Origin of the sequence: Lishizhenia tianjinensis (assembly GCF_900116425.1) — a bacterium.
Taxonomy (GTDB): Bacteria; Bacteroidota; Bacteroidia; order Flavobacteriales_D; family Crocinitomicaceae; genus Lishizhenia; species Lishizhenia tianjinensis.
In genome coordinates, this window is sequence record NZ_FPAS01000004.1 from 1 (window position 1) to 13,716 (window position 13,716).

Sequence of the window (13,716 nt, forward strand, 5' to 3'; positions counted from 1 at the left end):
TTCAAAAAGATGGAAAATACGGTTTTATTGATAGTGATGGAACTGAAATTGTAGCTACTGTTTATGACCAAATCGACCTATTCGGCATCTACAAAGAAAATTGGGCTAGAGTTCAAAAAGATGGAAAGTATGGTTTCATCGATACTGATGGCGGATTAGTTGTAGATGTCCTTTTTGACGAAATCGAACTTTTCGGCATTTACAAAGAAAGTTGGGCTTTGGTTAAGAAGAAGGGAAAATATGGTTTCATTGACACCGACGGATCTATAATCGTTGAACCTACTTTTAAATCGGAGGAGGATGTAAAAAAAGAAGCTATTGAATAAACTTCAACTTACCCTTTTATCTTCTAAACAATTTATCAAGCACTAAGGACATAAAATAAATCAAGTACTACTTTAACATTTAATTATTCATACATAGTATATTTATCTATATTTTCACATCAACATTTAACACTATAAATCAAAAATCACAATGAAAATAGTAGGATTACTCGGCTTAATTACCCTTGGTTTATTTTCTTTTAACAGTACTAGCACCGAAACTTCTGTTGTTTTAAAAGTGCGTAACATTCGAAACTTAAAAGGTCAATTACAAGTAGCTGTTTTCAAAAATGAAGAGCAATTTGAAGGCGAACAACCTGAAAAAACGCTCTATTTCAACAAGACCAATGTGAAAGAGGGTAAAATAAATTTGGCATTTAACCTTGCCCAAGGAACTTACGCAGTAACCGTCTTAGATGACGAAGATAAATCTAAAGACATGACGTTTCGTTTTGGTGTATACCCCCTTGAAGGCGTAGGTTTCTCAGGTTACAAACTTGAAGGTATGAGCAAACCAGATTTCAATGAATTCGACTTTCAGGTGGATGATGAAAAAAAATATGTAGACGTAGCTATACATTATTTTTAGGCAAATTCCTCGAGAAAATCGGGGTCAGGATATCCTTATTTAACTTATTCAGACATGTATAAAACACCTAATTATCAACACATAACAAACTGAAAACAAATTTGGAACCACCTATATTTGAAGCTTAACACAATCACACAAATTATGAAACCTCTTATTTACCTCATCCCTGCTTTTATATTTCTATCGGCTTGTCAAAAAGAAGAAATAAGTGAAGGAATAAACAACGACAACCAAGTACACAGCTATACGGGCGACTTGCTTCTATTAGTGGTGTCAGACACGCTCGAAGCCGCCTATACTTACTCCTTTAGCTCTGCCCAATTGTATACGGACAGCCTTCCCATCTTTCATACACTTTCTTCTGTCAATCCATTTGATGACAAAGATTTCCATCTACACTTTGCCTCCGCCACAGATACTTTATACACGCGCTCGCATCCAGGTGCTATGTCCTATAATGGAACTCCCCTTCCTCATCAGCAACTCATTAGCTCTTTCAATAGCATGCCTTTCGACCTCAAGAATTTCACCCTTGAATACCTTAATCACAAAAACCAAATAGAAAAATCTTGGTATAAAATCTCGAATTTATCAGTGGTGAGAAGTTATAGAAGCTTTGCGCAGAGTAAAATTTACGGTCAAAGAATAATAGAAATGGTATTCGATCCTGAATTAGGTTTTTCTGCCCCAAAGGCGAAGTATCTTTTCATCTTCTCTAAGTGGTAATTTTAAGTTCATCATACTAATTTATTGAAATAGGAACATACCTTTTATTTTCATTTTTTGGGTTCAAAAAATTTAAACGGTAACTAATTCTTATATTTCCGTTTGAATCACATAAATCAAAACTTCAAAACAATGAAAATTCTAACATTTACCACCTCCCTTTTTCTATTGATGTCTTGTAACTTTTCTAAAGTTGCACAAGAAAAATACCCTGAAAACAAAACAGAGTTATTCAAAACAGAAAATGATGAGTACACATTAAAAATCTACAGTGTAGATAATAAATACGATGAAAACAATCGTAAGCAGTGCGATAAGTTTTACCATTCAACCAGAAATGATTCTACCTTTTACTTTTATGGAGCATCTCCCCTAAGTTTTTTAAGTAGCATCCTCGATACAAAAAAGGAATTCATCAACGATTTTCCTGCCGACGCCATAGATTGCAAATTCATGGTTTGTAATTTTAATGGAAGTGAGAAATTACCGGAAAATAAAACACAAATTCTTCTTGATGCTTACAAAGAAATTTTTGGTTTAGAACTCAAAGAAGAAGAAAAAACACTTGATGCTTTTAGCCTTAAAATTGTGGATCAAAAGCTTTTGAATGAATTTAAAAGTAAATCGAATAAGGATCGCAGTTTAATCAGTCATCAAAAATCTAAGGTAAAAACAGAGAATGTTAGATTAAATTTTCTGAACAATTATTTAGATGATAAAACAAGTGAGATATTGACCGAAACTAATTTTGGTGAAGAAGAATACGACTTTAAATTTAAATTTTCTGATAACATAGAGGAACTGAATACTCATCTCTCGGAATTCGGGTTACAATATGTGCCAGAAAAGATTACACAAAAGATTTATACGGTAATACGATAAATTCAAAGCCCTGTTTAAAATGCTAAACAGGGCTTTTTTTGTCTATAAAAATCTCAAAAGCCTTTGTTGATTTTGTGAAGAAATTTAAACCCTCAAAAAGATTAAAGGAAATCAATATTTTTTGTTTTTGATTTCACGAGAACAATTCACTAATTTTGACGCTATAAACACTTGAAATCAAATGCTCAAACCACTTACTTTTTTTTGCTGTTGCCTCACCTTAGGAACTTTTGCTCAAGATTTTATTAAAATAACCACAGGACCTGCCGTTAATGATGGTGCCCAATCTTATGGTTCTAGTTTTATTGATTTTGATCGTGATGGCGACATAGATTTGTTCGTGGCCAACTTTACCAACACAGCGAATTTACTTTTCGAAAACGACGGGAATGGAAATTTCTCAACCTTAAGCTATCCCGTTCTTACAGCGAATGCCGGAAGTTCATTGGGGCATTCATGGGTAGATGTAGACTCGGATTGTTATAATGATTTGTACATAAGTAACGGTGGTGCAAACGGAACCCAAAATAACGAGTTTTATTTTTATAACGACTTTGTCGGACAATATCAGCAAATCGCTATAGGTGCTGTTGCTCTTTCCAATGGGAATTCTCAAACGAGCAATTTTGGAGATTATGATAATGATGGGGACTTAGACCTCTTCGTCGCCAACTTAAGCAATGAAAACAATTTCTTTTTTATAAACAGTGGAAATGGTGTTTTCTCACAAAATACCAGTTCTATAATAAGCACCTCAGGAGGCAGTTCCAATGATGCCAATTGGGTAGATATAGACAACGATGGAGATTTGGATCTTTTCGTAGCCAACCAATCCAACCAAAGCAATTTTGTATACATCAACAACAACGGTAATTTTACGGCCTTAACTACAGGAGTCATAGTAACAGATCTAAAAAATTCTTTCGGAAGTGTTTGGGGTGATTATGACAACGACGGGGATTTGGATCTTTATGTATGTAACAACGGTCAATCCAACGACCTTTATAGAAATGATGGTAGTCTAACTTTTACAAAAATAAACACAGGAGCTCACGTTACTGATGTACACGCGAGTTACGGTGCAGCTTGGGTCGATTATGACAACGATGGAGATTTGGATCTATTTGTTTCTAATGCTCAAGGACAGAATAACAGACTCTACCAAAACAACGGTAGTGGAAACTTCACAAGTATAACCACGGGTGACATTGTAAATGATGGAGGAATTTCCCGCGGATGTAATTTTGCAGATATAGACAATGACGGTGATTTAGATTGCTACGTTACCAACAGAACCAACACCAATAACTTTCTCTACAAAAACAACATTGGATCGAATAAAAACTGGTTTCATGTAGATTTAAAAGCGACTACAAGCAACAAAAATTGTATCGGTGCTGTTGTAAAGGTTAAAGCAAATATTGGAGGAAATGATGTATGGCAAATGCGTGAATTAAGCTCAAAAGCGGGGTATTGTGCACAAGAAAGTCCAACCTTAGAATTTGGACTAAACAACGCGAGTACTATTGATTCAGTTATCGTGTATTGGCCAACATCAAATACTACTTGCTACTACACAAACCTGGGTGTTAATCAAAAACTAACGTTCTATGAATTTTGTTCTTCTACTCCTATAACCACCTTTTTTGATACACTTTGTTCAGGCAATCAAACCCTCGCTTTTGACGGATTCAACTATAACTGGTACGATGACAGTACGCTAACTAATCTTCTTGATTTTGATAGTGTATTAACGGTAAATTTATTCGCTGGCGACACCTCATTTTTCCTTCAAGCTCCGGATACAAACTTATGTTTCAACAATGTGGTAGAACTCTCTTTTAATGTGTTAAATGCACCGGATGCGAACTTGGGAAATGACACTCTACTCTGTGCATCAGCTACGCTCATTTTATATACTGCCCAAGAAAATGGAGTAACGTACACATGGTCTGATGGTAGTACTGCTAATAGCTTAAATGTTACACAAGCCGGCACTTATTCCTTAACAGCCGCCAATGTAAGCTGTACAAGTTCAGACACCATAATTGTTAATGTTATTTCAAATAACTCTCTCCCAGAATTGTCCGATACGAGTGCTTGTAATGATAAACCCTTTCAACTTACTTTATCCAATGCATCAGGTGTAAACTACATTTGGTCAAATAACTCAACGGGACCAAGTTTAACCACCTTTGAGGAAGGAAATTACACAGTAATCCAACAATCCAATTGTGGAGCGGACACAGCTAGTTTTCAATTAAGCTTTGAGGATTGTGACTGTAATTGCGAATGCGACATTTATATACCAAATGCCTTTACTCCTGATGGGAACGAACACAATCCAGTTTTTCGTCCCGAGCACACGTGTGAAAATATCTCACTTTTTCAACTACAAATTTTCAACCGTTATGGAGAACTTATCTTTGAATCCAAAGACCCACACGGAACTTGGGATGGAACCTATATGGGTAAAATTGTGCCGGACGACATTTACATTTACTTGCTAGAGATAACTGTTGAAAATGGATCCAAAGAGAAGTATGCGGGACACATATCTGTGCTTAAATAAAGACTATTTCTGATTAAACAGCTCCTCTACTTTTTGAAACCGGTACTCAAAAATTTCTTCCAATTTTGGTTTCACCAACCAAGGATGAACAAGTTTCCCCAATGGTCCCATAGGTAGAAGGTAACTGACGATATCTGTCATTTCAACACCACCTTCTACTTCTTTAAAATGATGCTCGTGGTGCCACATTTTGTAGGGTCCCATACGTTGTTCATCGACAAAGAATTTTTTATCGTGCACATACTTAATTTCAGTAACCCACTGCATGGGTATTTTTAAGAGAGGGGTAACGGTGTAAGACACCATCAATCCCTCGTACATTTTCTCTGGCACTTCGGTTTGAATGTGAAAGCCCATATAGGGTGGTGTTATGGTTTGTAGATTTTTGGGAGAGGAAAAAAACTCCCAACATTCTTCTAAACTTGCTTTTACAAACTGCGTGCGCTTGAGTTGATACATGCTTTTTCTCTTTACAACACCTCGCAGCTTAAGAATGTTTTACAAAACACAAAAAAAGGCACAACTTTAGGTTGTGCCTTCTGATATTTAATTGTTCAATGCTTATTTCGCTTTGAACTTGTTAATCGCGTTTACTGTAAACTCAGACAATACCAACTGACCACTCATTGCCGCTCTTTCAGACAATAATTCATCCCAGTTTTCTGTTCCTTCCCAGAAGATTTTCTTCAACAACATCATTGCTTCAGGGTTAGAGTTTGCCAAAGTATTTGCCAAAGTTTCTACCTCTGCATCCATCTCCTCTACGGTATCAAAGATATCTGTGTATAATCCTTTTTCTCTTGCCCAATCTGCAGATCTCCATTCTGTAGCGTTGATGGCCAATTGACTCATCGCTGAAACTCCAACTTTACGCTCAACTGCTGGCCCAACTACGAAAGGTCCAATACCAATCGCTAACTCTGATAATTTAACAGCTGCATGCTTCGTTGCCAAACAGTAATCTACAGCAGATGCCAATCCAACTCCACCACCTACGGCTTTACCTTGTACTCTACCGATGATTAATTTTGGACATTTTCTACTTGCGTTAATTACCTTCGCAAAACCAGAGAAAAACTCTTTTCCTGTTGGGAAATCTTTGATAGAAATCAACTCGTCAAAACTAGCTCCTGCACAAAATGCTCTTTCTCCGGCAGAAGTTAAAACGATAACTTTTACGGCATCGTTCTCTCCTAATTCTGTAATTGTATCGGCTAATTTTTGTAAAATCTTACCCGGTAATGAATTACTTAAAGGGTGTCCAAACTCTATGGTTGCTATCCCTTTCTCGTTTACTTTATATTCTACGTGACCTTGGTCAACCGCGTTTGCTGTACTCATAGTGTCAAAAAAATTTGTTTCAAAAATAAAAATTATTGTTTGGAAAGTAGAGCAATACATGCTTCTCTCCACTTCCAGATCTGATCTGTGCTATATTCACTTTTATTCCAATCTTTTATAAAATCGAAATGTTTGCTGTCTTTCTCCTCAAGTAAAGTAGAAACATCTATCACTTCTTCCTTAAGAACAAAGGCGTCAAGTTTTGGAAAATTGCGCGTGGTAAAATCATAATACTTGTTCTGATATTTTAAACACACATGCGCTTCGGGTATATATTCTAAAGCTATGGTTTCGAATATTTGTTTCAAACAGGTGTGACTTTGCTCATTCATTTTAAAATAACGCAAGACCAATTCCACGTCCTTTTTTCCTTGCTCATCAGCCAATACTTTTAAAAAGGCATGTTTAGAGGAACAAGTTCCGCGACGCTCATGAAACACAAGAGCTAAGTCCTTTTTATTACTAATGCGCTGATAGGGAATGGTTGCAATAAATCTACAAGCATCATTAAAGCTAACGATGCCAGACTCTTGCATTAAGCCCGTAAAATCTCCGTCACCATTTAACTCAAAATCCATCATCTTTGCTGTAAAATAGCCGGATCAATTTTCTTTGTTTTACTCACCTCTAGGGTTTTATTTATTCCCATCACAGCAGCCTTGATATCTCCCTTAACCTTTAAAGTAAGTTCCTTTTTTAAGGCAAGCATTACCAATTTGGCCATCACACCTTTTTCAAGGCCTACCTCTACGTCAAAGGTGTATTCTTGGGTTTGTTTACGCAACAATTTCACAGGAGCATTCAAATGTGCTGTACCCATAAAATTATCGTCCAAATAGACTTGTAAATCTGTTTCCTTCAACTTTATTCCATAAGCATTAGGATTCACAACATCTGCTGTAATTTTTAGGTTTAATTTACCATCCTTAATGGCACCTATTTTAACTCCTTTAATTTCTTCAACATCTAAATCTTCGTATACCTCACAACTGGTAAACAATAAACCGATGAAGAAAATCAATACTAAATTTAATCCTTTCAAAGCGCGTTCTATTAAAAAAGGAGGAGCCTAAACCCCTCCTCCATGATTATTTCGATAATTCTGTAAAATTCTTGTAGAAGTAAGGAATCGTCTCAATTCCTTTATAGTAGTTGAATAATCCGTAGTGCTCATTTGGTGAGTGAATCGCATCAGAGTTCAATCCGAATCCCATCAATACCGTTTTCAAGCCCAATACTTTTTCGAACATAGAAACAATAGGAATACTTCCTCCACTTCTTACAGGAATAGGTTTAATTCCGAAAGAAGTCTCCATGGCCATACTTGCCGCTTGGTACCCAATAGAATCAATTGGAGTTACGGCTGGCTCTCCACCGTGATGCGGTTTAACCAAAACTTTTACGCTATCTGGAGCTATAGATTCGAAGTGCTTTTGGAATTTCTCTGTGATTTCCTCTGGACTTTGATTAGGAACCAAACGCATAGAGATTTTAGCAAAGGCTTTTGATGCAATTACTGTTTTTGCTCCTTCACCTGTATAACCACCCCAAATTCCGTTAACATCTAAAGTTGGACGAATAGAACCTCTCTCTGGCGTAGAGTAACCTGCTTCTCCATGAACAGCATCTATGGCCAAGGCTTTTTTGTAATCCTCTTCTGAAAAAGGTGCTTTCGCCATTTCAGCTCTTTCTTCAGCGGAAAGTTCTTCTACATTGTCGTAGAAACCTGGAATAGTAATGTGATTATTTTCGTCTGTTAACGAAGCTATCATCTCTGCTAAGATATTGATAGGATTGGCAACACAACCACCGTATAAACCTGAGTGTAAATCTCTGTTTGGACCAGTAACCTCAACTTCAACATAGCTCAATCCTCTTAAACCTGTTGTAATAGAAGGTACATCGTTGGCTAAAATTCCTGTATCAGAAACTAAGATTACATCTGCAGCTAATTTTTCTTTGTTTGCTTTAATGAAGTGACCTAAGTTTTCAGAACCCACTTCTTCTTCACCTTCTATCATGAACTTCACGTTACATGGCAACTCATTGCTTTCCATCATAGCTTCAAAAGCCTTCAAGTGCATGTACATTTGTCCTTTGTCATCACAAGCTCCACGTGCAAAAATTGCTCCTTCTGGGTGAATTTCAGTTTTCTTAATCACCGGTTCAAATGCTGGAGAATCCCACAATTCTAATGGATCCGCAGGTTGCACATCGTAATGACCATAAACTAAAACAGTAGGTAAATTTTCATCTATAATTTTTTCACCATATACAATTGGGTAACCAGCTGTAGGACAAACTTCCACATTATCTGCTCCATTTTTCTTCAATTGTTCAGCAATAAATTCAGCCGTTTTTAACACGTCATTCTTGAATGCTGGATCAGCAGAAACAGATGGTATTTTAAGTAGTTCTATGAGTTCGTTTAAAAACTTGTCTTTGTTTGCGTTGATATACTTTATTGTACTTTCCATGTAATTAATTTTAAAACGTAAAGATAAGTTTCTATCACATTTAGTCCTCAAATTCAACAAGATTATCTATAATTCGTTAATTTCAAGCAACTTTTTCAAACTCAATCAAGTCTGTTAAAGAGAAAATAAACCATTCACACTTATGAAACGATTTTTAATGGCAGCAGCTTGCTTACTTTTAACGGTAAACTTGTCTGCCCAATTAAACATAACGAATACAACTTCTGTAGTAGATGTAGTCCAAAATGCATTGTTAGGTCAAGGAATAGTTGTTTCAAACATTAGTTACAACGGTAGTACAGCCAACGTAGGTTCGAGTCAAGGAAACGTAAAACTTTTTAATGATCAAGGAGGAAACTTCCCTTTCTCCAGTGGTGTTTTACTAACCACAGATGGAGGAAGTGGTACAGTATCATATGATCCAGATTTAACTGCCATCGCAACCAACAATGTAACGAATGGTGTTGTTTTAGAATTTGACTTTATACCAACTGGAGATACTTTGTCTTTCAACTACATGTTTGCTTCTTCAGAATATCCCAACTATGTATGTTCAGGATTTAATGATGTTTTCGGATTTTTTATTTCGGGACCTGGATTTAACGGTCCTTTCCAATACAATGCAGAGAACATTGCTTTGGTACCTAATACCAATGTACCTGTAGCGATTAACACAGTAAACTCAGGTTCTGCAGGTGGTTCTGGAAACCCAACTACTTGTGCTAACCAGGACCCTAACTGGCAAAGTAACTCTGTTTATTATACGACCAGCTACAACGGTACAACAGGTTACCCCTATGGTGGAGGTACAGTTTCTTTATCTGCTAATGCGGACCTTATTTGTGGTCAAACTTACCACATTAAGATAGCCATCAGTAACGTAGGAGACCAGGCGTTAAACTCAGGTGTATTTTTAGAGGCCAACTCTTTCTCATCCAACACAGTAGATATTAGCATTTCTTCAGATCAGAGTGTTAATGATTCTACATTGGTAGAAGGATGTACGCAAGGTACAGTTACATTTTCTAGACCGACAACACAAACTGGTGACACATTAATCGTTGTTTACACCACAGGTGGACAAGCCGTAGAAGGCGTTGATTATACTTCTTTAGGTCAAAATGGAATAATTACCTTCCTTCCTGGTGAAGACACTATTAGTATTGTTATAGATCCTATACAAGACGGTATAGACGAAGGTCCAGAACTCTTAACCATTAATGCTTACACCATTACCCCCTGTGGCGACACGGTATATTCTGAAGGGTTTACATACATCACCGAAGAACCCTTCTCAGAAGTAATTGTTTCGGACACTACCATCTATTGTGATAATGATTCAGTACTCACGGAGGTCTATACCATTGAAGGTTTTGAACCCTACACCTATGAATGGATACAGTTACCCAATGGAAATGTGTATACTTCAGGAGATTCGGTTTATTTAGAGGCTTACCAAAATCAAACAAATTATTACATCGTTCAATCTACAGATGCCTGTGGTTTCGTTTTCGAAGACACGATGGAAATCATAGTGGATCAAACTTTAGCGGTTGACACGGCATTTGCTGGACCAACACCTTGTGGTGAATCATCAGGTTTTGTAACGGCAAACGTCTCAGGTAACGTCGGTCAGCCACAGTTGAACTGGTCAGGACCAGGACCAAACTCTCCAAATGGTATAGATGCCAGTGCATGGGGTAACCTTTCATCTGGATGGTATTACTTCGAAGTTTCGGATTCTAGATGTACGGTTTACGATAGTGCCTTTGTAGATCAGGAAAGTGTTCCTGTAGCAGACTTCACAGCCACCCCTAGCTCAGGAACAGCTCCTTTACCGGTAACATTCACCAACAACAGTACAGGAGGTTCTTCTTACGAGTGGGATTTTGGAAATGGAAATGGAGTTACTGTTTTTGATTTGGGAACGCAATACCAAACTTACGGTGATGCACAAAATGTATATGATGTAAGTCTCATCGTTTACGGTGGTTCATGTTCAGATACAGCTTGGGCACAAATTACAATCATTCCTTTCTTGGCCTTAGATTACAGCAAACCAAATGTATTTACACCAGATGGTGATAATAAAAATGATGTATTCACCTTCAACCCTGTGAATGCAAAAAACATAGATGTTGTAATTACCAACAGATGGGGGAATGTAGTGTTTGAATCTACAGGAGACCCAACTCAAGCAGTATGGGACGGAACCAATAAAAGTTCAGGAAATCCTTGTGGAGAGGGTACTTACTTCTACCAAGCTACTTTCTATGGCTTCCAAGGAGAAGAAGTACAAGAACAAGGTTTTATTCAACTTGTGAAATAACAACAAATACAGGATAGAAAAAGGGGATTGATACTTTAATCAATCCCCTTTTTCATTTGGTATATAGTGTTTTTTAAATCAAACTCTCCCCTGTCATTTCAGCAGATTTCTCTACTCCCATAAGGTGAAGTATAGTTGGTGCTACATCCGCCAACTTCCCGTCTTTGATTTTCTTAGATTTATCTCCAACATATATAACAGGAACTGGATTGGTGCTGTGTGCTGTATTTGGTGTTCCATCCGCATTGATGGCAAAATCAGCATTTCCGTGATCAGCAATCACAATGAATTCATAGCCCAAAGCTTTTCCAGTTTCCAAGATTTCACACAACGCTCCATCTACAGTTTCTACTGCTTTCTGGATGGCTTTATAATCTCCTGTATGTCCTACCATATCCGGGTTTGCAAAGTTCAAACAAAAGAAATCAGGTTGATTGCTATTCAATTCAGCAATAATTTTCTCCTTCACTTCCGGAGCACTCATCTCAGGTTGTAAATCGTAGGTTGCTACCTTTGGAGAATTAACCAAGATTCTTGTTTCCTTATCAAACTCGTTTTCTCTTCCTCCAGAAAAGAAGAAAGTAACGTGGGGGTATTTTTCAGTTTCAGCTATTCTTACTTGGGACTTACCAGCTCCTTCTAATACTTCTCCTAAAGTATTTACTAAGTTGTCTTTTTCGAAGATGACTTTTACATTTTCAAAAGTATCATCATAGCTCGTCATGGTTAAGTATTCTAAACGCAATGCTTTCATCTCATGCTCAGGAAAGTCTCTTTGGGTTAACGCAATAGAAATCTCTCTTGGTCTATCTGTTCTAAAATTGAAACAAATAACTACGTCACCTTCTGCTATTTTAGCCTCATTTCCTGAGATGATAGCAGGCTCGATGAATTCATCTGTTATATCATTTGCGTAAGAATTTGTAAACACTTCCTCCACACTATTGTAAACAGTTCCTTCACCCTTCACCAATAAATCATAAGCCTTCTCAACTCTTTCCCATCTATTGTCTCTATCCATGGCGTAATACCTTCCTATTACAGAAGCTATTTTTCCAACAGATTTTTCCAAATGCGCATTCAATTCAGCCAAGAAGTTCTTTCCACTTTTCGGATCACAGTCTCTACCATCCGTAAAAGCATGAATATTTACATCACTTACCCCTTGAGCTTTGGCCATATCACACAAAGCATAAAGGTGTTCTTGACTACTGTGCACACCACCTTTAGAAACCAAACCAATAAAGTGAACTTTCAAGTTATCTTCCTTTGCTTTTTGAAAGGCTTTTACCAGCTGTTCGTTGGCAAAGAAATCTTGATCTTTAATGCTCTTATTAATACGTGTTAACTCTTGGTAAACGATTCTTCCGGCTCCAATGTTTAAGTGACCTACCTCAGAATTTCCCATTTGTCCTTCCGGTAAACCAACCTGTTCTCCGTAGGTTACCAAGGTCGCATTTGGATAATCTTTCATTAATTGATCCATGCAGGGAGTTTGCGCATGATAAATCGCATCCGATTCTGATTTATCACCTATTCCCCATCCATCTAAAATGATGAGTCCTGTTTTTTTATCAGACATTGTTGAGTGTTATTTTAAATATAGAACCCTTGGGTTGATTGGGTTCATATGATACTTTTCCTTTGTGTATTTTAGCCAATTCAGATACGATATAGAGCCCTAAGCCCGTCCCTTTTTGGGTACGTGTTTCTTCGTTGCCTATTCTGTAAAACTTCTCAAAAATTTGATTGACCTGGGTTTTATCTATACCATCACCAAGGTCTTTCACTTGAATTTCAATAGCGTTTTTCAAGTCTCTTACACTAACCGTTATAGGGTTGCCCCCACCGTATTTCACCGCATTTTCTAGCAAGTTACTCAGCATAATTTCTACCAACATTTTGTCGATATTTACCTTGCGTTGCACATCCAATTGTAAATCTACATCACACCTATGGTAAATAAATTTATAGAGTAACTTTTCTATGATTTCTTTTAAATCTTCTTCTTGTTGATTCAACTGCAAGGCATGATTATCCAGTTGTGTAGCAGTTAGAATATTATCTATCATCTCCTGTAGACGCTTGTTTTCGTGTAAAGCAGAACTAAGAATTTCTTTTTTCTTTTCTTCCGAAAGGGAACTTCTTTTCAGGAGGGTTTGTAGATATAATCGATTGGCAGCGATGGGTGTTTTTAACTCGTGGGTTACAGAAAGTAAGAAGTTGTTTTGTCGGTTAGATAAAGCCAATTCCTTTTTAATGGAAGCTCTAATTTTCCACAATCCAAAGATAAGGATGACAAAAAACACAGCACCTTCTCCTAAGATCATGAGCACCCTAGAATCAACGGTGCCATTTTTAATGTTGAGTTGTGCAGATAAATCGATGAGGTGATATCCCCACCAAAGAAACTGAAGAACCACATATATCCCTAATAAATAAAAGAATATTGCGGTCTTCTGTTTCATGGG

The 13,716-nt window shown here is 37.1% G+C and carries 13 protein-coding genes; 6 read left to right on the forward strand and 7 right to left on the reverse strand.

Going from position 1 to position 13,716, the window contains the following annotated elements; all coding sequences use genetic code 11:
- From BM327_RS11590 to BM327_RS11610, 5 genes are all read left to right on the forward strand, one after another.
- On the forward strand, positions 1–326 hold a 326-nt coding region (locus tag BM327_RS11590), incomplete at its 5' end, for a WG repeat-containing protein (RefSeq protein ID WP_139230353.1).
- Between the two features lie 151 nt (positions 327–477).
- Positions 478–915 (forward strand): DUF2141 domain-containing protein, encoded by a 438-nt coding sequence (locus BM327_RS11595; RefSeq protein ID WP_090249979.1) that lies wholly within the window; start codon positions 478–480, stop codon positions 913–915.
- A 144-nt stretch (positions 916–1,059) separates the two neighbouring features.
- Entirely contained in the window at positions 1,060–1,644 is a 585-nt protein-coding gene (locus tag BM327_RS11600) for a hypothetical protein (protein WP_090249984.1), read from the forward strand.
- Between the two features lie 132 nt (positions 1,645–1,776).
- Complete coding sequence (locus BM327_RS11605; RefSeq protein WP_139230354.1) at positions 1,777–2,526, forward strand: DUF3738 domain-containing protein; 750 nt, start codon at positions 1,777–1,779, stop codon at positions 2,524–2,526.
- Positions 2,527–2,707: 181 nt separating this feature from the next.
- Entirely contained in the window at positions 2,708–5,098 is a 2,391-nt protein-coding gene (locus BM327_RS11610; protein ID WP_090249994.1) for an FG-GAP-like repeat-containing protein, read from the forward strand.
- Between the two features lie 3 nt (positions 5,099–5,101).
- On the opposite strand, the gene BM327_RS11615 is transcribed toward BM327_RS11610, so the two are convergent.
- From BM327_RS11615 to BM327_RS11635, 5 genes are all read right to left on the reverse strand, one after another.
- Positions 5,102–5,557, reverse strand: a complete 456-nt coding sequence (locus BM327_RS11615) for an SRPBCC family protein (RefSeq protein ID WP_090249998.1) — start codon at positions 5,555–5,557, stop codon at positions 5,102–5,104.
- A 102-nt stretch (positions 5,558–5,659) separates the two neighbouring features.
- Positions 5,660–6,439 (reverse strand): enoyl-CoA hydratase/isomerase family protein, encoded by a 780-nt coding sequence (locus BM327_RS11620; protein WP_090250002.1) that lies wholly within the window; start codon positions 6,437–6,439, stop codon positions 5,660–5,662.
- Between the two features lie 32 nt (positions 6,440–6,471).
- Positions 6,472–7,020, reverse strand: a complete 549-nt coding sequence (locus BM327_RS11625; RefSeq protein ID WP_090250005.1) for a hypothetical protein — start codon at positions 7,018–7,020, stop codon at positions 6,472–6,474.
- Entirely contained in the window at positions 7,017–7,481 is a 465-nt protein-coding gene (locus BM327_RS11630) for an LEA/WHy family protein (protein ID WP_170853750.1), read from the reverse strand. The genes BM327_RS11625 and BM327_RS11630 overlap by 4 nt, the downstream gene beginning before the upstream one ends.
- A gap of 46 nt (positions 7,482–7,527) precedes the next feature.
- Entirely contained in the window at positions 7,528–8,916 is a 1,389-nt protein-coding gene (locus tag BM327_RS11635; protein WP_090250013.1) for a dipeptidase, read from the reverse strand.
- A gap of 142 nt (positions 8,917–9,058) precedes the next feature.
- Here BM327_RS11635 and BM327_RS11640 point away from each other — a divergent pair, with 142 nt between their 5' ends.
- Entirely contained in the window at positions 9,059–11,245 is a 2,187-nt protein-coding gene (locus tag BM327_RS11640; protein WP_090250019.1) for a choice-of-anchor L domain-containing protein, read from the forward strand.
- A 73-nt stretch (positions 11,246–11,318) separates the two neighbouring features.
- On the opposite strand, the gene gpmI is transcribed toward BM327_RS11640, so the two are convergent.
- Together gpmI and BM327_RS11650 are read right to left on the reverse strand one after the other, a co-directional pair.
- Positions 11,319–12,827, reverse strand: a complete 1,509-nt coding sequence (gene gpmI, locus BM327_RS11645; RefSeq protein ID WP_090250024.1) for a 2,3-bisphosphoglycerate-independent phosphoglycerate mutase — start codon at positions 12,825–12,827, stop codon at positions 11,319–11,321.
- On the reverse strand, positions 12,820–13,713 hold the full coding sequence (locus BM327_RS11650; RefSeq protein WP_090250027.1) for a sensor histidine kinase: 894 nt from the start codon (positions 13,711–13,713) through the stop codon (positions 12,820–12,822). Before BM327_RS11650 ends, gpmI begins: the two co-directional genes overlap by 8 nt.
- Positions 13,714–13,716 lie beyond the last annotated feature (3 nt).